General features: G+C 41.0%; 21 protein-coding genes. 8 read left to right on the top strand and 13 right to left on the bottom strand.

Going from position 1 to position 20,361, the window contains the following annotated elements; all coding sequences use genetic code 11:
- Nucleotides 1–14: 14 nt before the first annotated feature.
- The 5 genes from EHR06_RS12210 to EHR06_RS12230 all read left to right on the top strand — a co-directional run bounded on the left by EHR06_RS12210 (nucleotide 15) and on the right by EHR06_RS12230 (nucleotide 4,172).
- Nucleotides 15–614 (top strand): LIC_11883 family protein, encoded by a 600-nt coding sequence (locus EHR06_RS12210; protein WP_135757256.1) that lies wholly within the window; start codon nucleotides 15–17, stop codon nucleotides 612–614.
- A complete protein-coding gene (locus EHR06_RS12215) occupies nucleotides 611–1,462 on the top strand; it encodes a DUF2797 domain-containing protein (RefSeq protein ID WP_135757257.1) in 852 nt (283 codons plus the stop codon). Before EHR06_RS12210 ends, EHR06_RS12215 begins: the two co-directional genes overlap by 4 nt.
- Nucleotides 1,463–1,470: 8 nt before the next feature.
- Nucleotides 1,471–2,334 (top strand): M48 family metalloprotease, encoded by an 864-nt coding sequence (locus EHR06_RS12220; RefSeq protein WP_135757258.1) that lies wholly within the window; start codon nucleotides 1,471–1,473, stop codon nucleotides 2,332–2,334.
- A 90-nt stretch (nucleotides 2,335–2,424) separates the two neighbouring features.
- Nucleotides 2,425–3,615: a DUF2157 domain-containing protein gene (locus tag EHR06_RS12225; protein ID WP_135757259.1), complete on the top strand. Its 1,191-nt coding sequence runs from the start codon at nucleotides 2,425–2,427 to the stop codon at nucleotides 3,613–3,615.
- Nucleotides 3,612–4,172, top strand: coding sequence for a GDYXXLXY domain-containing protein (locus EHR06_RS12230; protein ID WP_135757260.1), 561 nt, complete (start codon nucleotides 3,612–3,614; stop codon nucleotides 4,170–4,172). Before EHR06_RS12225 ends, EHR06_RS12230 begins: the two co-directional genes overlap by 4 nt.
- Here the strand turns inward: EHR06_RS12230 and EHR06_RS12235 are convergent.
- The 5 genes from EHR06_RS12235 to EHR06_RS12255 form a co-directional block, all read right to left on the bottom strand.
- Entirely contained in the window at nucleotides 4,144–5,022 is an 879-nt protein-coding gene (locus EHR06_RS12235; RefSeq protein WP_135757261.1) for an NAD(P)-dependent oxidoreductase, read from the bottom strand. The two genes, EHR06_RS12230 and EHR06_RS12235, sit on opposite strands and share 29 nt — an antisense overlap.
- A gap of 45 nt (nucleotides 5,023–5,067) precedes the next feature.
- Nucleotides 5,068–5,817, bottom strand: coding sequence for a mammalian cell entry protein Mce (gene mce / locus EHR06_RS12240; protein ID WP_135757262.1), 750 nt, complete (start codon nucleotides 5,815–5,817; stop codon nucleotides 5,068–5,070).
- Between the two features lie 68 nt (nucleotides 5,818–5,885).
- Nucleotides 5,886–6,653, bottom strand: coding sequence for an ABC transporter ATP-binding protein (locus tag EHR06_RS12245; protein WP_135757263.1), 768 nt, complete (start codon nucleotides 6,651–6,653; stop codon nucleotides 5,886–5,888).
- 2 nt (nucleotides 6,654–6,655) lie between these two features.
- Complete coding sequence (locus EHR06_RS12250) at nucleotides 6,656–7,435, bottom strand: MlaE family ABC transporter permease (RefSeq protein WP_100723388.1); 780 nt, start codon at nucleotides 7,433–7,435, stop codon at nucleotides 6,656–6,658.
- A 5-nt stretch (nucleotides 7,436–7,440) separates the two neighbouring features.
- On the bottom strand, nucleotides 7,441–8,841 hold the full coding sequence (locus EHR06_RS12255; protein WP_135757264.1) for a hypothetical protein: 1,401 nt from the start codon (nucleotides 8,839–8,841) through the stop codon (nucleotides 7,441–7,443).
- Between the two features lie 38 nt (nucleotides 8,842–8,879).
- On the opposite strand from EHR06_RS12255, the gene EHR06_RS12260 reads away from it, so the two are divergent.
- A complete protein-coding gene (locus EHR06_RS12260; protein ID WP_135757265.1) occupies nucleotides 8,880–9,941 on the top strand; it encodes a D-alanine--D-alanine ligase in 1,062 nt (353 codons plus the stop codon).
- 176 nt (nucleotides 9,942–10,117) lie between these two features.
- Here EHR06_RS12260 and metW read toward each other — a convergent pair whose 3' ends face one another.
- The 3 genes from metW to EHR06_RS12275 form a co-directional block, all read right to left on the bottom strand.
- Nucleotides 10,118–10,729 carry a methionine biosynthesis protein MetW gene (metW, locus tag EHR06_RS12265; protein WP_100710025.1) on the bottom strand — a complete coding sequence of 204 codons (612 nt, stop codon included), beginning with the start codon at nucleotides 10,727–10,729 and terminating at the stop codon, nucleotides 10,118–10,120.
- Nucleotides 10,726–11,835 (bottom strand): homoserine O-acetyltransferase MetX, encoded by a 1,110-nt coding sequence (gene metX, locus EHR06_RS12270; protein WP_135757266.1) that lies wholly within the window; start codon nucleotides 11,833–11,835, stop codon nucleotides 10,726–10,728. The genes metW and metX overlap by 4 nt, the downstream gene beginning before the upstream one ends.
- A 117-nt stretch (nucleotides 11,836–11,952) precedes the next feature.
- Nucleotides 11,953–13,257: an O-acetylhomoserine aminocarboxypropyltransferase/cysteine synthase family protein gene (locus EHR06_RS12275; protein ID WP_135757267.1), complete on the bottom strand. Its 1,305-nt coding sequence runs from the start codon at nucleotides 13,255–13,257 to the stop codon at nucleotides 11,953–11,955.
- 334 nt (nucleotides 13,258–13,591) lie between these two features.
- Here EHR06_RS12275 and impL63 point away from each other — a divergent pair, with 334 nt between their 5' ends.
- On the top strand, nucleotides 13,592–15,268 hold the full coding sequence (gene impL63 / locus EHR06_RS12280; protein WP_135757268.1) for a cytoplasmic membrane protein ImpL63: 1,677 nt from the start codon (nucleotides 13,592–13,594) through the stop codon (nucleotides 15,266–15,268).
- On the opposite strand, the gene EHR06_RS12285 is transcribed toward impL63, so the two are convergent.
- From EHR06_RS12285 to EHR06_RS12300, 4 genes are all read right to left on the bottom strand, one after another.
- Nucleotides 15,242–16,018 carry an RsmE family RNA methyltransferase gene (locus EHR06_RS12285; protein WP_135757269.1) on the bottom strand — a complete coding sequence of 259 codons (777 nt, stop codon included), beginning with the start codon at nucleotides 16,016–16,018 and terminating at the stop codon, nucleotides 15,242–15,244. The two genes, impL63 and EHR06_RS12285, sit on opposite strands and share 27 nt — an antisense overlap.
- Nucleotides 16,019–16,022: 4 nt before the next feature.
- On the bottom strand, nucleotides 16,023–16,538 hold the full coding sequence (locus EHR06_RS12290; protein WP_425269497.1) for a zinc ribbon domain-containing protein: 516 nt from the start codon (nucleotides 16,536–16,538) through the stop codon (nucleotides 16,023–16,025).
- Nucleotides 16,539–16,543: 5 nt separating this feature from the next.
- On the bottom strand, nucleotides 16,544–17,368 hold the full coding sequence (gene fcpB / locus EHR06_RS12295; protein WP_135757270.1) for a flagellar-coiling protein FcpB: 825 nt from the start codon (nucleotides 17,366–17,368) through the stop codon (nucleotides 16,544–16,546).
- A 126-nt stretch (nucleotides 17,369–17,494) separates the two neighbouring features.
- Nucleotides 17,495–18,790, bottom strand: a complete 1,296-nt coding sequence (locus EHR06_RS12300; RefSeq protein ID WP_208757786.1) for an AAA family ATPase — start codon at nucleotides 18,788–18,790, stop codon at nucleotides 17,495–17,497.
- 81 nt (nucleotides 18,791–18,871) lie between these two features.
- On the opposite strand from EHR06_RS12300, the gene fliN reads away from it, so the two are divergent.
- The gene (fliN, locus tag EHR06_RS12305) at nucleotides 18,872–19,387 is read left to right on the top strand and encodes a flagellar motor switch protein FliN (RefSeq protein ID WP_135757272.1); all 516 of its coding nucleotides are present in this window, start codon (nucleotides 18,872–18,874) and stop codon (nucleotides 19,385–19,387) included.
- Between the two features lie 47 nt (nucleotides 19,388–19,434).
- Here fliN and EHR06_RS12310 read toward each other — a convergent pair whose 3' ends face one another.
- Nucleotides 19,435–20,361: an SPFH domain-containing protein gene (locus tag EHR06_RS12310; protein ID WP_135757273.1), complete on the bottom strand. Its 927-nt coding sequence runs from the start codon at nucleotides 20,359–20,361 to the stop codon at nucleotides 19,435–19,437.

Genomic DNA, 20,361 nt, shown 5'->3' on the forward strand with positions numbered 1-20,361 from the left:
TCGAAAGATAAATTATGAGAATTAGATTCGCTATTATAGTATTGATCTCTTCCTTCTCCATTTTCGCAGAAAATGAAAGGGGAGAATGGAAAGAATACGGGCTGAAAGAAGTTTTAGGCCGTTTGAAATTTTATGCGTTCGCTAAGATTGCACAAAGTGTTCGCACTGGAGCATCTTTCGACCAAGAATTGTATGTAAAAGAAACTGCATGTGAGGAGGACTTTCCTAAACTAGAAGGAAATTTCCAATGTGCATTACTTAAGACGTCTACCTTCGAAGATAAATTAGCGGAAAATTCGCAGCCTTCAACTCCGAGTGCCGCCTCTGCAACCAACGGTTTGACTCCGAGTAAAACGATACCTTCTATCCCAATAAAAGCAAAATGGTATGAGGGAAGAACACTCGCAGGTAAAGGAGTTCTTTCTGTTCCCGGTAAAGATGGTCAGAGCGATCTGAAATTATTCTATCATACAGATGGAAGATTAAGTCATTATTCTTATGAAGATAAAATAGTGGTTTTTGACTGGAAAGGCCAGGAGTTAAGCACTATTCTAACTGTAAAAGTGGATCCTAAATTGAGACCGCTTGGTGGTAAGGAATATTTTTTCCCATGAAAGAACTCTCTTCCGGTTTTTTAAGAATGATGGACCACGAAGGTATCGACCCGGTAGAATATATCTGGGTAGTAGCTTCTTATCCTTCTGAATCCGGAAAACAAGAGGCACAACTTGTTCCTGCAAATTTTAAGATAGGAAGTCTTGTTGGCAAAAGAGTAAAACTTGAATTTACCGGAAAGATCCGTTGTGTGAACTGCGGAAAAGTCACAAGTAAAAGTTTTAACCAAGGAAGTTGTTTTCAATGCTTCCAAACATTAGCGGAGAATGATCTATGTATTCTTCGTCCGGAGACCTGCCATTTTCATTTAGGAACTTGCAGGGAACCTGAATGGGGAGAAGGTTACTGCTTCCAAAAACATACTGTGTATCTTGCAAATACCAGCGGATTAAAAGTGGGGATCACTCGTGAAAAACCGGTCTCCAATCGTTGGGTGGACCAAGGTGCCCAAGAAGCAATTCCGTTATTAGAAGTTACTTCCAGAAGAGATGCAGGTCTTATCGAAAAACAATTTACCACTGTTATAGATGATAAAACCAAATGGCAGAAGATGGTAACAGAAGATTCAGTTCCATTCGATTTGATCTCTAAAAAGAAAGAGCTTCTTGAGGTTCTGGATTCCTGGGACCTAGGAGTTCCTTATACCGAGTCCAATGAGCAGAATATTACAAAATTAAGTTATCCTATTTCAGAATATCCTAAAAAATCCAAATCCTTCTCCCCCGATAAGGAGAAGGAAATAGATTCCAAATTACTCGGTATCAAAGGGCAATACCTTTTATTCGAGGATGTGGTAATCAATATCCGCGCCTATGGCGGCTACGAAATCCGTTTATACTCGGAGTGAGTTATCCTATGAGCAAAACTTCTATTCGCAAATATTTCCTGGTCCTATTTTTACTTTTTAGCCTGCAAGGCTGCGGCTGGATGGTGGAGCTTGTTTTTCCTTTGGACGTGGACCGTTTTTTAGGGGAACAGTTTTACAAGGCTGCAGTAACAGGAGAAGGTCACGGTAAAATTTACAAAGACAGATCTTTGGAAAAATATCTGCAGTCAGTTGTGGATCGTATCTTAAAATCCAAGTCCATCCATTACAAGGATGAATTTAAATATAAGGTAACCATAATAGACGACGATAAGGTGATCAATGCGATCTGCGCACCTGGCGGCTATATTTTCGTATATACTGGACTTCTTCATTTCGTAAAAAATGAGGCAACTCTTGCGGGGATACTTTCTCATGAGATCGCTCATGCGGAAAGAAGGCATTCTACCAAACAATTATCCACCAATCTTACTCTATACTTTGTTTTGTACTTTGTGCTTTCTTACGTCTTAGGCCCGGATCTGGCTCAACATGCTGCCGATATCGCAGGACTTTCCACAAATCTATTGGGACTTGCAAATTCTCGTTCCATGGAAGAAGAAGCGGACGAATACGGATTTGATTATATGAGATCCACTCCTTATTACCCGGGAGCAATCGCTGATTTTTTCAAGGATATCCAAAAGGAGAAGAAGGTAAATCCTGAGTTAAAGGGCGCGGATATTCCTTTGGAAAAATATTTGAGCACTCACCCTCTAGATGAGGACAGGATTTCTTCCAACGAAAAAAGACTGAAAGACGCGGGGATCGGTGCTCCGAATGCAAAGTCATATTTTAGAGAAAGATACCGTAGTAATATAGAAAAATCTTTGGGAACCAAAGAAGAAGATTAATCGGTTCTATTGAGAATCTCCCGCAATGTGGGTCTAATTATAGAAAGAAAGATTGACTGATTTCGATTCCATTCAGATAACTTTCGGGTCATGAATTGGAAGAAAAAATTAAAAACTTGGGTGGATTCCGGACTCATTAGCCAGACCCAGGCAGAGTCCATTTTCAAATTCGAAGATTCTAAAAAAATTCCGTACGTATTCTATTCCTTTTTAGCGTTAGGGATCGTAGTGATCGGTCTTGGAGTCATCGCAATGGTGGCTGCAAATTGGGATAAGATCCATTATTCCGTAAAATTGATCGCGAGTTTTACTCTACTTTCCGGAATTGGGATAACGATCCTATACTCTCAAAGTAAAGAGATCTGGAACGATACAATTCGTTATCTTTTAGTTTTACTTCTTTGTGTATTATTTTTTGCGAATATCGGTCTGGTTTCCCAGATCTATCATACCCAGGGAAAATTATACCAAGCACTTTTGCTTTGGTCTGGAATTACAATCTTACTTGTGATCATGTATCCAGGTAGAGTTCTCCAACATCTTTGGATCGCTGTATTCAGTTCTTCTTTTTTGAGCTGGATAGACAATCATCCTGATATAGGTTGGAAGGATAGAAGTCATTATTTTTCTCTCTTCTTCTTTGTCGCTTTCTGGATATTTGCAGGAATTGCAATTTTCACGGAGAGAAGGCTGGAAACTAAAGAGAGTAAAACTTCTATCTTAGTGAATCCGTTTTTACTTTGGGCTTTCGGTTTCTTCTTAACTTCTTCTATTTGGGGAAGTTTCGAGACACATGATATTCCGAACTTGGACCAGGATCCTGAGTTTGCGAGAAGATACGATCTTCCTTTCTCTTGGTATTGGCCTCTGCTTCTTCCGATTTTGTTAATCGCAGTTTCTCAAATTTTCAGAAATCGTTTTTCTCGTAGAAAGATCATTCTTCTTTCCATTTCCGGAATATTTCTGGGATTTTTAAATTATCCTCAGATCTCCGATTGGTATGGAAAATTTCCAGCGATGATATTTTTCTTTTTGGCCTGGATCCCATTCACATTCTTATTTTTCGAATCCAGAAGATGGTTCGATCTGTCTTTGTTAATTTTAGGTTTACGATTCGTGTCTGTTTATCTGGAAGTATTCGGAAGTTTACTCGCTACAGGAATCGGGCTGATCATCTCCGGAGCATTTATTTTAGGATTCAGCATTTTGGTGTTTAGGATGAGAGAGAAGATCCGAAATGCCGCGAACCAGCTCTTTCAAGAAGAGGAATTAGGAATATGAAAAAGTTTTCTATCTCAGTTCTTGCGGTATTTTTACCAATCATCGTTTTAGCCTCCCTTGCCTTAGAAAGGGAGTTCGATCTTAGGAATGGAAAAATTCTGATACTTCCGATTACCGGATACGATCCCAGAGATCTACTCTCCGGACAATATCTTAGATTTCAGATAGATCGTAAATATTCGGATGATATTTGTCAAAAGGGAGATTACGTTTCTTCTGCAGTGGAATCTGCAGTTGCAAGTGTGGATGGAAGCAAGCTTAGCAAAAAGGAAACATGCGTTTGTTTTGATTCCAGAGAACCTTCCGAATATGAAATACGTTTTTACTCCGATTGTAACGAACTTAAAAACGATACAACTTGTTGGAATTACGTAAAGGGAGAATGTAATTACGGAAACTTTAATTATCCTTTCCGCAAATATTTTATCCCGGAAGAGAGCGCGAAAGAGCTAGAAGAAAAACTAAGAGAGCCCGGTGCCAAAATCCAGTTGAGAATAGATGAAAACGGGAATGGCCTGATCGAAAAGATCATTTGGCCGGAGTTATCTTCGCAGTAACCTCGTTTAGGCTGCAGTAATCCTTCTCACCCAAATTCGCTTCCATACCGGAGCGATAGATCTCATCCAATCCGGAGCAGAGTGGCAGCTTTGTTCCGGATACTTTTCCTAAAGAGAGTGCATGTTTGAGATCCTTGTACATATTCTTCAAAGCGAAATGAGTTTCGTAATTTCCCGAGAATACGAATGGGAACTTAAACTCTGAAATTCCCGACTTGGCAGCGGATTGTTCTAAGATAGATTTCAAGATAGAAGGATCTATACCTTGGCTTTTTGCCAGAGAAAACCCTTCCATATAGACTTGGAAGATACCTGCTTGGACCATATTGAGAGCGATCTTCGCTTTCTGCCCGTCTCCTACTTCTCCGCAATATACTGTGTTCTTTCCGCAGATCTCGAATATAAATGAGAAGTTTTTGATACTATCTTGTGATTTTGCTCCTACCATAAATAGGATCTGGCCGTCTCTGGCAGCATTTTTGGAACCTGTCATTGGAGCGTCTAAGAATTGAATATTCTGTTTTTGGAATGTATGATCCAGTTTAAGAGTGAGAGAAGGGGAGGTGGTTCCCATATCTATCACAACCTTTGCATTTGTTTCTAAAAGTCCGGAGGAGAATACCGACTCTTCTACCACATGATCCTCCGTAAGGCAGAGTATTATAATTTCAGAATCTTTTACTGCTTCTTTTATATTTCCATGGATCGAAACTTTCGCCGATTTTAGGTCTTGGATCTTTTCCGGATTACGAGCATATAATTGGAGAGAATGACCTTCTTTAGAGAGATTGTTTGCGATCCCTCTACCCATGATACCAGTTCCGATGATTGCAATTTTACGAGAAGACATAGGGAAAGTCTCCCGTATGGAACCTGATTTGGCAAGAAAAAGGTTTTAGAAAGAGCTGAGTGCCGCGCGGATAAAGCTCGTAACCGGAGCCTGCTCCCTTGTATCTTCCAGACCTTCTCTCAGTTCTCTAAGAACGATCTGCGCATCCGTTAAAACGGTATTCACATTCGTATGAAGATCGTCTCTATTAATGAGCCTTCCTAAGGTTCCATCTCCCGTATTGATCTTAGTAGTGATATCAGCTACGTTGGAGAAAGTTTTTCGGATATCTCCTCTGTTTTCAGCGATCAATTCTGAAAGAGAAACAAGCGGATCCTGCAATACTCTTCCTTTTAAGGAAGACGCTCCGGATTTATAATCCACGACTTGGAATGTCCTAGGTGCACCTTTACCTTCTTCCGTGGATTCGGAAGTTCCAGGGTCTATAGAAATTACACGCCCGGAAAGTAAACTTTCATTACGTATTGCAATATCATAATTTTCGTACATACGTACAGGTTCTTTTAGAAGAATGGTGACTTCTACCCTGGTGGCGACTCCTACTTCTCCTGCGGGAAGAACCGCTCCATTCTCGTCTATTTGTATGAGTCGAATATTGGAAACATAACCGAATGGAACACCTTGGACGGTGACCTTATTTCCTACTTTGATCCCTTCCGAGTTTTTGAAATTGATCTTTAGGAATTCACCACGTTTTTGAACGGGTCCACCTTCAGTCATAACGGTAAAGTAACCGACTACGACCAAAGCTACGGAAAAGATAGCACCAACTAAAAGATAACGAAAGGATTTCATTTAGGATCCAAAACTCTTACTATATATATCGGACTTTTTATCCAGAATATTATCTTAGGACCCAGGTTTCAATTCTTAGTTTCCAGAATCATCGGTCCCTTGGTATGTCCATTGATAAATTGACGGATGAATTCGTTCGGAGAATTCTGCACTTCTTCCGGGGTTCCCGTAAATAAGACCTGCCCCCCGTAAAAAAATGAAATGCGGTCGGCTATCATATACGCACTGGACATATCATGGGTGACTACCACTTGAGCCGCACCGGTTTCCTTTTTGATCCGAATAATCAGCTCGTTGATCACGTTCGACATAACAGGATCTAAACCGGATGTAGGTTCATCATATAAAATGATTTTCGGATTGGCGGCGATCGCTCTTGCAAGTCCAGCTCTCTTCTTCATACCTCCCGAGATATCATTCGGAAAATTATCCTTTGCGACTGTCATATCCACTAATCTGAGTTTTTCGGCGACGATCCTTTGGATATCCTCTTCAGGATATAATTTGTGTTCACGTAAGGGGAGTGCAACATTATCAAAAACAGTCATCCAGTTGATGAGTGCTCCTGACTGGAATAGGACTCCCATTTTAGAACGGATCCTTTCTCTTTCCGGAATTTCTGCGCCTGAGATTTTTTCTCCGAAGATCTTACATTCTCCTGCATCCGGATCTAATAGACCGGTAATATGTTTTAAGGTGACTGACTTTCCGGTTCCGGAAGGTCCAAGCACCACCATTGTCTCTCCTTTCTTTACTTGGAGATTCATTCCTTTCAGGATCTTTCTTTGTCCGAAAGCCTTGTGTAGATTGATTAGTTCTATTGCGTATTCTTCCATGACTATTGCCTATAAAAGATCGCTGTGATCACATAGCCGAAAAAGATCACCATTAAGAAAGAAGTTACCACCGACTCTCTTGTGGCTCTACCGACCCCGATCGCTCCACCGGAAGTTCTAAGACCGTGAGAGCATGAAATTGCTGAGATGATCAGACCGAAAACATAACCTTTGAATAAACCGGTGTATAAATCCTTGAGACCCGGGATAGAAGTGATCCTTTCATTTACGTCCTGGAAATATACTATATATTCGATTCCCAATTGGAAATGACCTACGATTGCTCCGCCTAAAATTCCTAATATACTGGAATATACGCAGAGAACAGGGACCATTAAAGAAAAACCTAATACTCTCGGAAAAACTAAAAATCTAACAGGATCGATGGACATTACTTCGAGTGCATCGATTTCTTCGGAAACTTTCATTGTCCCGATCTCTGCAGCGATCGCAGAACCAATAGATGCAGCTAAGATCAATGCAGTCATAAAAGGAGACATCTCTCTAGTGAGAGTGATTGTAAGAAGAAGTCCGATTTGACCTTCTGCCCCGAAATCTTTAAGACCAAGTCCAGTGTTTAATGTAAGAAGCATCCCTGTAAAAACGGCAACTACTGAGACTACGAATAAACTCCCTACACCTGCGATAAACATTTGATCTAAAATTTCTTTCCGCTTTTCGACGGTAAATCTTAGGTTTAAAAAAGTTTCCGCAATTAGAACGATCGTATAACCCGCGGCATATAAAGTATCGTTCGCTTTTTCTTTAAAGGTATCCAACATTTCGATTAGAGCCTAATCCACCAAAAAATCTGCACCGTTGTCTTATCCTTGTTTTTTTCTAATCCGAATAGACCGTATAAGAATTGATAAGATGTTTTTTCCGGAGTGGAGCTGTATTCCACAAGCAATGGCACATGGATATGCAGTTCTTCTTCGTTCCATCTCTGAGTATAAAGCCTCATTAAAAAAGAGAGCCTTTTTTCTCCATTGGATAATTTTTGATACTCGATAATGGACCAGACCGGATCCCAGATCCTTTCCACAAGTTCGGATTTTATAGGAAATAAAGAAAGAAGATTCCAAGTCAGGTTACCTTCTCTGTCCTCATGCCAACGGAATAGAGGCCAGAGTTTATAATAATTTTCTTCTCTTCCCCACTGAACATAAGTACGATTCGTTCTCCACCAAAATGGGATAAAATAAGTCTCGGAAGATTTCAAATGATAACTATCGGTGCTCAATCTGAAATAGAATGGAGTGAAAAATCTAGTCTCCTTATATGCGAATCTATAATAACCGTAAAAAGGAAATAAGATTAATTTTCTGTAATCTTCGTCGTCGTTCTGGCCGTATTGAAAAATGAAAAATAGGATATTCAGGTCTTTTTCGTGAGTCCTTTTATCATATCCATACGAAAATAGGGAACCAAAAATAGGGAACCAAAGAAATGCTCTGGCCTTCATATTCCCGAATTCGGAATCCTTAGCAAGGTATAAAGGCCAAAACATTTTATAAGTAAAAGGTTCTCTTTTATCTTCGTTGATACTTCCCCATTGAATAAACGGCCAGAGGATAGAATAACGTTCGTATTTTCCTTTATGGATCTTATGAGAATAAAATGGCAAGATCCTGAGATCGTTTCTGACTTCTGAACCTCCCCACATAACGAGCGGCCATAAGATCCCATGAGCATTATAGTTTTTATATTTCCAGTTGGAATACAAAGGGAAGAGAGTAAAGTTCAGTTCCGAATAACTTGCCTTACCTCTAAGTCTTCCGAATAAGGGAAAAAATCCGAAATAGGACTCCCTGGCAGTTTCTCCTTTTCCCCAGATCAAAAGTGGAGAAAGAGTGTCCTCGTCCCAGCCTAGATCGTCGTGGTAGGTTTCCGTTCCACTGACGAAAAATAGAAAACTCCAGACTCTCCAATAATCAGTCTTTTCGGAATAATAGATCGGGAATAAAAATGTATCGTATCTATAATTGGATTTGGTTTCTTTATAAGTGGAGAAGAATGGTCTGAAGATCTGCTCTTCTTCTCCCAATCTTTTTTCGGATTGGTACAAGAACCAAAATTGTTTGTATTCGGAAGGATAAGGAGAAACCGGTTTGAAAGGGTATTCCGAAAATAGACTTTCCGTACAAACTAGGAAGAAAAGGATCAGTACTAGATTCTTATTTATCATTCTTCCCGGAAAATCCTAAGCAACAGGGGATTAGATCATTGAAAATTGCAGTTTTATTCGGCGGAACTTCCACAGAACACGAAATTTCCCTGCGCACAGGCACTTTCATAAGTAAAACTTTGTCTTCCATGGGACATTCGGTCAAACCCATTCTGATTTCCAGAGACGGCAGATGGGTCATCCCTAGAGAGTATCGACCCGAGTTCCCGGAAGGAAATTCCAAAAATCCGGAAGAGTATTTAAAAGAATTCGAAGAACTTCATTCTACTGTTGCCGGAGCATTCTCTTCTCTGGATTGTGATATTGCATTTTTAGGATTACATGGAACCAGCGGAGAAGACGGTTCTATCCAAGGATTTTTAAAGGTACTTGGAATTCCATTCACTGGTTCCGATGTAAAAGCATCCGCACTTGCAATGGACAAGATCAGAGCAAATCGATTATTCCAACTTGCCGGAATGTCCGTTGCTCCGTTTTGGGAATTGAGAAAAAAAGAATATTCCGAAAATCCGACTTCGGTCGAAAGTTCAGGATTAGAATATCCACTTTTTCTAAAACCGGTAGAAGGCGGTTCTAGTTTTCATACATTTAGGATAGAAGGACCCGAAGATCTACGTAAAAGACTCCCCGAATTTTTCGATGCAGAAGAACATGCGATCTTACAAAAATTCCTAAAAGGAACGGAAGTTTCCTGCGGAGTCTGGGAAAAGAAAGAAGGCACTAAAAGAATATTAGAGGCACTTCCTCCTACAGAGATCATTCCTGGCGGAGAATTTTTCGACGTAGAATCCAAATACAAACCTGGACTTTCCCAAGAGATCACTCCTGCTCGTTTACCGGAAAAGATCATCTCCAAGATCCAAGAACAATCCATTTTGGCTCACAAAACACTCGGTTGCGAAGGTTATTCTAGAACGGATTTTATTGTCGTAGGAGAAACTCCATTCGTTTTGGAAACAAACACGTTACCCGGAATGACCGAGACTAGTTTGATCCCTCAACAAGCAAAAGCGGCTGGGATACCTATCCAAACATTATACCAGTCTTTGATCGACCAGGCTTTAGAAAGAGCAGGGGTAGCTCCGGCTCAGAGAGTTTAGAACTGCAATTACCACGCAGAGCCGCGGAGGGGGAATTGATTTCGTATGTAGGAACTCCAACATTCCACTTTATACTCGCGTTGTAGGAATTCCAACATTGCAATTCCTTTCCAATCTCTGCGGCTTCGAGTCTCTGCGTGAGAAAATCTCCGAGTCTCTTTAAACTCTGCGACTTTCTATCTAATCTGAAATAACGCCAATTTCGCAAAAAAGTTCGGACTAAATTTCACCTGTTTTAGATCTGTGAAGAATGCTCTGTCTTCTACAGTGAAACCACGAATATCACAGAACTCCTGAAAATCCAGAACGGAAAGAAAATGTAGGTTAGGAGTATTGAACCAACGATAAGGAAGAAGATCCGTAACTGGAGTTTTTCCTTGGAATAGAATTCTAAAACGAACTTCCCAATACCCGAAATTCGGAAATACGATGATCACACGTTTAGCGATCCGCAAACATTCTTTGATAATATCGCCTGGATGTCTGGTCTCCTGGATGGTCTGGTTCAAGATCACATAATCAAAACGTTTGTCTTCATGATGGCTTAGGCCTTCGTCAATATCTCCGTGGTGAACATATACACCTTTGCGGATACATTCTACGATTGCATCTTCGTCCTTCTCTATCCCTTGTCCTCTAATTCCTTTTTGTTTTAGAAGATAAAGAAGATCCCCATTACCGCAGCCAAGGTCCAAGACCCTGGAACCCGGTGAGATCGTATCCAGAATATAAGCGAAGTCCGGTCTTTCTCTCAAAGTAGTGCTACTTAAGATTTTAGAATCTATCATTCATTCACCGGCATATTTAGAAAACCTCGGATCACATCCTCTTGTCTTTGGTTGGGAAGAAGAAAACTATCATGACCTTCGTTCGTAGTAAGCTCTACATAAAAGACCCTTTTATCGGAGGCTTCTAAACTTTTTACGATCTCTCTAGATTGAGAAGGAGGGTAGAGCCAATCGGAACTATAAGATACGACTAAAAATCTACATTGAGCAGGACTAAGAGCTTTGGTAAGTTCCTGTCCTTTTCCTAAACTGAAATGATCCAAAGCTTTGGTCACATAGATATAAGAATTTGCATCAAAACGATCTACGAAACTTTCTCCCTGATAGATTAAATAACTTCCGACCGCAAAATCGGAATTTAGAAGGTTCCCTATAGGAGGTTTCCTGCCGAATTTTTCTCTCATTTTATGGTCTGAAAGATAAGTGATATGACCCATCATTCGAGCGAGTGCAAGACCTTTTCTAGGAGTCGCACTGTCTTCATACAATCCGTTATTCCAGTTTGGATCTGAAAGAATTGCCTGTCTTCCTACCTCATTAAAAGCGATCTGCATTGCGGAATGTTCCGCAGAAGAGGCGAGAATAATACAATTCTCTAAAGCATCCGGATAAGAAATGCTCCATTGTAATGCCTGCATTCCTCCCATGGAACCACCTGCCACACAAAGTAGTCTCTGGATCCCGAAAGATTCTACCAAAAGTTTTTGGGCAGCCACCATATCCTTGATGGAAACGAAAGGAAAACTGGAACCGTAAGGTTTTCCGCTTACAGGATTGATGCTCATCGGTCCGGAAGAACCCTTACATCCACCGATCACATTAGAAGATATTACAAAATATTGATTTGTATCAAATGCTTTGCCTGGACCGACATATTCATCCCACCAACCGGGACGTTTATCGGATCCGGAATGAAAGCCTGCCGCATGAGCGTCTCCAGAGAGTGCGTGGCAGATCAGTATTGCATTGTCTTTGTTGGGAGAAAGAACTCCGTAAGTTTCGTATGCAACTACGGTAGGGGAAAGAACAGATCCGTTGTCCAGGCGTAGATCTCCCAGCACTGCGGTTTTCGGTTCTACTATGCCTACGGATTGATTCGATCCCATGATTTAAGTTCCAAATAACTAAGCCACTTTCCTTTTTCAGACGATCCCAAGCAAGCTTAGGAAAGTAAAAAGAGAAAGTGGCCGGTTTTTAGACGATTTTTTGGACGGAGTCGGAAGTCACACCTTTTTCAATGCTTCGTCCAGATCCGTAATAATATCGTCTATATGTTCCAGACCAACGGAAAGTCTGATAAACTCAGGAGTCACACCTGCCGCCAATTGTTCTTCCGGACTCAACTGTTGGTGAGTGGTAGAAGCAGGATGGATCGCAAGTGATTTTGCATCTCCTACGTTTGCGAGCAAGGAGAATAATTCCAGACCGTCTATCAACTTCTTCGCTTCCGGAATTCCACCTTTCACTCCGAATCCAATGATGGCTCCGAACAATCCTCTGGTATGGTATTTTTTAGCCAGAGCATAGTTTTTATCGGAAGAAAGACCAGGATAGTTCACCCAGGTTACCTTCGGATGTTTAGAAAGAAACTCCGCAACCTTTTGGGCATTTTGAGAATGTTGGGTGACTCTCAAATGAAGAGTTTCAATACCTTGTAGGATATTAAACGCATTAAAAGGAGAAATTGCAGGACCTAAATCTCTTAAACCTTGGACGCGGGCCTTGATGATGAAAGCGATATTCACTCCGCCAAACGGTTCGAACTTACCGAAAACATCCCAGAATTTCAGGCCGTGATAACTTGGATCCGGCTCTGTGAAATTCTTAAATTTACCGTTGCCCCAGTTGAATTTACCAGAATCCACGATGATACCACCTATGGAAGTTCCGTGGCCTCCCAAAAACTTGGTGAGTGAATGGACCACAATGTCCGCACCAAAATCGATAGGACGAACAAGATAAGGAGAAGGTAGGGTATTGTCGATTACCAGAGGAATTCCGGCATCATGAGCAACTTTAGCAACCGCTTCAATGTCCAGAGTATCCAACTTAGGATTTCCTAAGGTTTCGGCAAAGATGGCTCTAGTCTTGTCGTTAATCGCTTTTTTGAAATTTTCCGGATTGGACTGGTCCACAAAATGGACTTTGATCCCGAGTTTTGGGAAAGTATAGTGAAGAAGGTTATAAGTTCCTCCATAAAGGGAAGAAGATGCCACGATCTCCTGTCCTGCTTCTACTATATTCAAAAGTGCTAATGTTTCTGCGGATTGACCGGAAGCAGTCGCGAGGGCCGCAACTCCACCTTCTAATGCGGCAACTCTTTGCTCTAAAACATCAGTAGTTGGGTTACCGATCCTGGTATAAATATTACCGAATTCCTGGAGACCGAATAGCCTCGCAGCATGATCTGTGTCCTTAAAAACATAGGACGTAGTTTGGTAGATAGGGACTGCCCTGGATGTGGTTGTTGGATCCGGGGCTTGTCCTCCGTGAAGAACGATTGTTTCTGGTTTATAGTTTCTTGCCACGCTTAAGGCTCCTTTTTACTGAAAGTAGAAAATTATTCTACAATGTCTATCTAAAATTTAATAAATAAGATAAAATAATCGCTATAGCGAACAAATTAGATTCCAGAACCAAATCCAAAATATTTTCCAAAATCCATCCCTTAAGAAGTGAAATTCGCTAAATTCTGGAAAATATTTTCTAAAATACGAGAAATGTTCCTGTTTTATTGGTTTTTCAACGCAAGGTTCTGATAGAATCGGTAAGTCATTTAGATTCCACGTATGTAATACGATACTAGTGGTACTATTTTTGGATGAATTGAAATACGGTCCCCGGAGAAATTCCGGCTCAAATATGAAATTTAACTTTTTGAACTTATGTAAAAGATCTCTAATGCTTCCGGGAATTATCCTTCTTTCCCTTTATCTAGTACCGGGGGAGGAGCTTGAAGCCCAGCTCTGGATGCCTCCAGGAAGACAGTTCATGCAGCCTCCTGATCCATTCACGTTTGATGCAGGGGTGAACAAATTTAATAACGATTATTATCTATATCTCGCTCCTACCTTAAATTTGAATTTTGGAGGAGAATTCGGACTATCACTTACCGCTCCGATGAACTTTCTCGCGTATGACCAGGATCCAAAGGACCCAACCTTAAAAGTAGGAAGCATTCGTAAAATTGACTACGACCAAAAGAGTGATTATTTAAGGCTTATTAATAATATTTGGTACGGGACCTACGGATTGTATAAACCTGGAGAGACTACATTCTCCTTTTATGCAGGAAAACTTTTTGATGGATATATAGGGCACGGAACGATCGTAAACCGTTATGTGAATAACCAAAGGATAGACATTTATAATGTGGGTCTGATGGCTGATTTTAATAATGATTACGGCGGAGTGCAGGTATTCACAAATTCAGTTTACACACATGAGATAGGTGCTGCCAGGGGATATGTTCGTCCATTCGCTATCGCATTCAAATTATTTGATCTATTCACTGGAAGATCCCAGCTATTCGGGATGTTGCAGCTTGGGCAGGGAAACGTAGCGGACGAAGCAGGCAGAAAAAAAGTCTACGAAGAAGCAGGAGTAGATCCGGAAGACAGAGAGAAATACAGGGCTTTGGTAGAAGATCAAAAGACTCACCAGATGAGAGAAGAAATGATCCCTATAGAGAAAAAACCCGAATCTCGTAAGGAAAAACTAAAAGAGTTCTTCAATCAGGACAATTTTGCAAATAGATTCTCTATAGGATATACAACGGCTTTCGATACAAAAGCGCCTACGCAACTTTCATTCGATACTACCGGTCGTTTACGTTTAGATTCTAATAATAACCCACTTGTTGAACAATCCGAAAAATTGGTCATCCAAGGTATGGATGCGGAATACAAATTAATCAGCACAAAATATATAGAAGTTACTCCATATTACGATGTGAACACGATCAAAATATTGAATTCAAAAGGAACTCATACGGGAGCGATGTTCCGCTTCGGTGGAAAGGATATCTACGCTAAGATCAAACCTGAATATAGGAATATGGATGCGAACTATATTCCTATGTATTTCGACAGCTTTTATGAGTTGGAAAGATACCAGGCTAACGTGAATTCCCAGCTTCCTATGACAAAATTGGAAGCTGCTAAACTTATGGATCCGGATGCTGCAAAGCTGAAAGGTTATTTCACTTCGGTCGTATTTAGTTTTTACAGGGTGTCCCTGGAAGCTAACTATGAGAATTATTCCGGGCCGAATAATTCTAGGATATTCGTGGGTTTATATTTCCCGATCGGTTCCTTATTCATGATCTCCGGGTACTATACACGTAAAAATTTTGATCAGAATAAGGACGCATTCAAGGTGGATGATAATTCAGTCGGAGCAATAGAAGCTGCTCTCAACCTCGGATTCATTTCGATCAGAGTGCAGGATATTCGTAGATGGGTTTACGATAGCACATCTAATAGTTTCGTAGCCCAAGACGAGCAGAAAGTGTTATTTTCTAATTCTTTGTCCTTCTAATCGAGATACGGAGTTTTCCCATTGGGAAAGGAAGAAGGACACAGCTTGTTCCGATCTCAAAACGGAAGAGGAAAGCCTGACTCCTGGAATATTGTATTTTCTGAATATTTCCAGTTCTGTTTTTGTCCAACCAGGTTCCGGCCCAACCAAAATAGAATATTCTTTTTCTTCCAAGGGAAGGAACTCTTGGATAAATTTTCCCTTCTTATCTAAATATAAAAACGTCTGGGGAGAAGACACTCGCTCTGAAATAGACTGCTTCTTTTCAAAAGGTATGTTTTTGCCAGGAGGAACAAATCCGAGATCTAACTTAGGAAGAAAAACATTACCACCTTGTTCCATTCCAAGGATCAGTTTTTCTTTTATATTCTCTTCTTTCCAAACGGGGGAGGTGAGATATTCGGTTCTCGAAAGTGTGGCAAGTCTGAATTCCAGGGATTGTACTCCCCAGACACCTGCTAATTCTAAGATTTTTTCCACAGTGGGAGGTCTTTGGACGGAAACGATCAGATTGATACCGGGACTTCTTCTTTTAGGTTTAATGATCGGAGTATAAGATCCTAAAATTTCCTGAGGAGTTATTTTTAGAATTTTGAAAATTCCTAAGCTGTCATTTAGGAGACCAGATTTGATCTTATCTCCTTCTTTCTTTTGTAAAACTTTTAGAATATGAACGATCCTATCTTGATTAGAGATCTTGAATTCCCCAGAATTTGTTTTCTGAGAGGGATCCAATATTAGATAATTCATACGTTTAAATTTCTACTTGGGGAGCCTTATCATCTTCTTCATTAGGAGTGGGAACGGAAGGTTCTTGTGTCTCTGGAGTATTCCAATTGGGAACGGAATCATTCCAGTTTTGGGAAGAAAAGAAACAGGCTCTTGCGATCCCGATCAGGATCAAAATGAATAGAATATATTTTGCGAGTAGCGGGCCGAAACCGGTGCGGTTCGGATCATTATAATTTTCGAATGATTGAGTACGTTCTCCCGGATTTTGCCAGCCATAGGATCTATTGCGGCTAAATCTGGATTTGATGTATTCGAATTTATCTTCTAAAAAACGAAAAAATCCCCGTACGGAACGGGGACTCTTAGAACCGGAGTCTCCTCCGGGGAGATCGTATCTTCCGCCTCTAAAACTGGCCGGGTCTTCCGGATCAAAAACGAAAGAATGATAACATCTAGGACACCGAACAGTCAGTTTTCCCAAATCCATGGGAATCCTGAGTTCGGTGCCGCAGGAAGAACAAGGAAGAATATACCGCACTTAGCTTAGTATTTCAGGGATTCCTTGAGCGTGTTTACGTTCTCTTTGTAGTTCTCATTACCCAATTGGTCGTTATAATCGAAAATTTTGGTAAATAATCTGTCGAACGAATCCAAATGTTTAATGTAGAAAGTCTTTTTGAAAGAGTTACGGATAGGGTGGGTCTTAGTGTTCTCTACGTTAGCAAGAACATATTTACCGACACCTTTTTCGCTAGGAGTTTCTGGACGACCGCCTTCAGGATAACCGTTCTTTTGATAGAAAAGTTCGATCTTGTCGTTATGACCTGGTTGATCGTTTGGAGCCCTGTCGATGATCTCGGAAACCGATTTATCTTCGATTAGGAAGTTATTCTTATAAACTTTGCTGATAATTTTGCTGATCTTACGAGGAGGTTCCATTCTAGGATCCGGATCGTTAGTGTTCGGTCCTTCGAAGTAGATTTCCATATATTTGGAAAGTCCACCTTGAACGATCTTACCTTGTCCTCTTTCTTCGTCCTTAATGAAATCGTAAACTTCTACACGGATACAGTTGTTTGCTACATCTTCTTGCGCGTTGCTGTTAGCAGGCACACATTCGTCGTTGTTTGCTTTTCCTTTGAAAAGAACGGTTCTGAACGGAAGAATACGTACTTTCATTTTCATGAGTACGGTATGACGTTTTAGTCTTTCGTTTAGAGCGGAAGCTCTCTGATCCAGACCTTTTTCAGTATCCAAAATGGCCGCACCAACTTGTTGGTCTTCCTTCTTTTGGCCTTGGTTGTCTTGAGCGTTGAGTAAGCCTGCGATTGAAAAAATTGCCAGGCAAAATGCGATTTTGCGTTTCATTGTACCCTATTTCCTTGGTCTCTTCTGCGTTTAGGTTTCCCCGAAAGTCGGGAATACCCTGTCTCTAGTATCGGTAAAATAGACTCCCGATTAAATCCAAGACTTACATTTTCGCACGGAAAACGTTTATTTTCCGGATTTTGAACTGGTTTCCAGATACAGTTCATAGGGGGGAGGAGTCGGTTTCAATCCTTTTTCAATCAGGTTGGCCGCCCATCTCCTTTCCACAAAATCGCAGAAATCCCTTAAATCCCGGCCGGAATACGATCCTAATCGTTGCGAAATTGTTAAACGCTCTGAATCCTGTAAATGTTTAGCATAATTTCCTAATATCGCAGCTCTTTCTTTTTCGTTAGGCAGTGGGAAGAATACGGATCTGTCGAATCTGGAAACCAAGGCCTTGTCCAGGTCCTGTTTTCTGTTGGTGGCACCCAGGGTGATTGATTTTTGTCCCCCTTCGAAACCGTCCAGTTTTCGTAATAATACGGATAGAATGTTCCGGGTTGCCTCGAATAAGCCGTCATCCCTGGACCCGGCCAAGGAATCTATTTCATCCAAAAATAAAAGACAGGAAGGAAATAGGGAAGCCACGTCGAAGACATAAGCCATATTCTGGGCGCTTTCCCCATAATATTTACTTAAAATAGATTCCACTGGAACATAGATGAGAGGGATTTCAGTCATACAGGAAATCACCTTTGCCATCGTGGTTTTTCCCACCCCAGGTTCTCCTTCTAAAAGAATTGCCCTAGGTTTTGTTCTACCTGGGAATTTTCGTGTGAGTTTGGAAAGTTCCTCTAGGGTCTCAGGAGATTTGAGAGGAAGTATAATGGATTCTAATATTTGTCTTTTGACATCTTCATAACCTGCGATGGTCTCGAATGTCATCCAGTCTCCCTTCTTCTTTGCTTCTATTGGATCGAATACATCGATCCCTAGTCTAAGTAAAAGTTCTTTCGGATTCTGGACTGATTCTTGTTTGGAAAGTCTGAGATATTTGAATAGATCGATTGCGGAAAAAATTTCCTCTCTATGGAAATCTCCCTTTTTAGTGATCTCAATTTTGCTTTGGTTCCTTCCCGCATAAAAACGGAACTTTGCATTGTCTAGAATATTTTTGGTTTCGAATAAATTCTCATTCAATGCTTGGAGACAAACATATCCGGGCTCGAATGTATGGATCCTTAGATTTTCTATATGATTGCGAACGATCTGGAGGCAGTCCAAAAGTTGGCTTTTGTCCGCACCTGGGATCGGGAATTCTATCCTTAGATCTTTTTTATCAGGTACAAATGCGGGAAGTTCGGGGTCCTTGACTCCTAAACCCTTTAGTTCCGAATAGAGCAGGTTTTTTGCCTGGGTGAAATCCAGGATATTTCCGGAATTTCGGGGGAGGGGACTGGTCAAATCTTCAGGTTTCATTCTTTCTTCCCTAGAATTTCTCTTGTATAATCTTTCGGTTCTGTCGAAGAATTTAGAAAGAACCTTTGGAGGCAAGTCCTAATGGGTGAAGGCTCCCTTTCACAAGACGATATAGACGCATTACTAACCGGGTCCAGTCCTGGGGGCGGCGGCGGTGGCTCGGCTGATTTTAACCTGAGCGGAGAATTGGATTCACTATTAGGAGATTCCGGTGGGGCAGGCGCTTCTACTTCTCCGGCATCTGGAGGCGCTCCATCATTCGCAGATATTGCTGCGGCCTTGGGACCTTCTTCTACCCCGGCTCCTCCAAAAGCAAGTGCTCGTTCTAGTTCTGTTTCTTCCAATACCGCGAACCTAAATCTATTACTAGATGTAAACGTCGCTCTTACTGTGGAATTAGGTAGGACCAATATGTACATTAAAGATGTTCTAGGTCTGAACGAAGGTGCAGTTGTAGAATTAGACAATGCTGTAGGCGAAGATCTGGATATTTTAGCAAACGGCAAACTGGTTGGAAAAGGAAAACTGGTTTTATTGGATGATTATTACGGGATTCGGATCACCGAGATAGTGGATCCTTCTAGAAGAATGCTCTAAGGTGAATGTTCGTATCCGGAAATCCATTCCGGATACGATTTTGATCTTTAAACCTTTTTGTCCTCGCTTCCGAGTACTGACTTCATCACAGATTTAAAATTAGATAGGTTTAGCGGAAGAACAAGTTCTGTTCCATCCTTTCCTAATTTTTCCACTTCTTTAATAAATCTCTGGGCGATCCTGAGTTTTACCGCTTCCTTTCCACCTTTTGTTTTGATGGATGCTGCCAGTAACTCGATACCTTTTGCGGTAGCAGTTGCAATGGATTCAATCTCAGCGGCTTGTCCTTCCGCCTCATTGATCCTTTTTTGTTTTTCACCCTCGGACTTATTGATCGCTTCTTCTTTAATACCTAAGGAGCGGTTGATCCTAGAATCTCTATCTCCTTCTGAAAGGGATATCTGTGCCTTTTTGGAGATCTGAGCTTTTTTCTCTCTTTCCATCGCTTCGATCACGGATTTAGGAGGTGCGATGTTCACAATCTCATAACGATTGACTCGAACTCCCCAAGGTTCACCTGCTTGGTCTAAAACTTCTAGGATCTTACTATTGATCACTTCTCTGGTCTCAAAAGTTGTATCCAGATCCATTGTCCCGATGATCGCTCTCATAGTAGTTTGCACAAGTTGTGTAACTGCGAATCTATAATCTTCTATCCCGTAACTTGCTTTTTGGGGATCCAAAACTCTCAGATAAAGTATCCCGTCCATCTCTACCTTAACGTTGTCTTTAGTGATACAAGTTTGGGGAGGAACGTCTATCGCTTGCTCTTTTAGAGTATGATAATAAGCATCATAATCTATAAAAGGGATTAGAATATGAAACCCTGCGTGCAAGGTTCTGCTGTATTTTCCGAGTCTTTCTACAATGATACATTCCTGAGCGGAAACAATTCTCAAAGAACGATACAGTTTATATGCGAAGTAGAGTAAAAACCCGAGCCAGAATATCGATAAAAATACTGAAACAAACAT

It is taken from the genome of Leptospira dzoumogneensis (genome assembly GCF_004770895.1).
Lineage (GTDB): Bacteria > Spirochaetota > Leptospiria > Leptospirales > Leptospiraceae > Leptospira_B > Leptospira_B dzoumogneensis.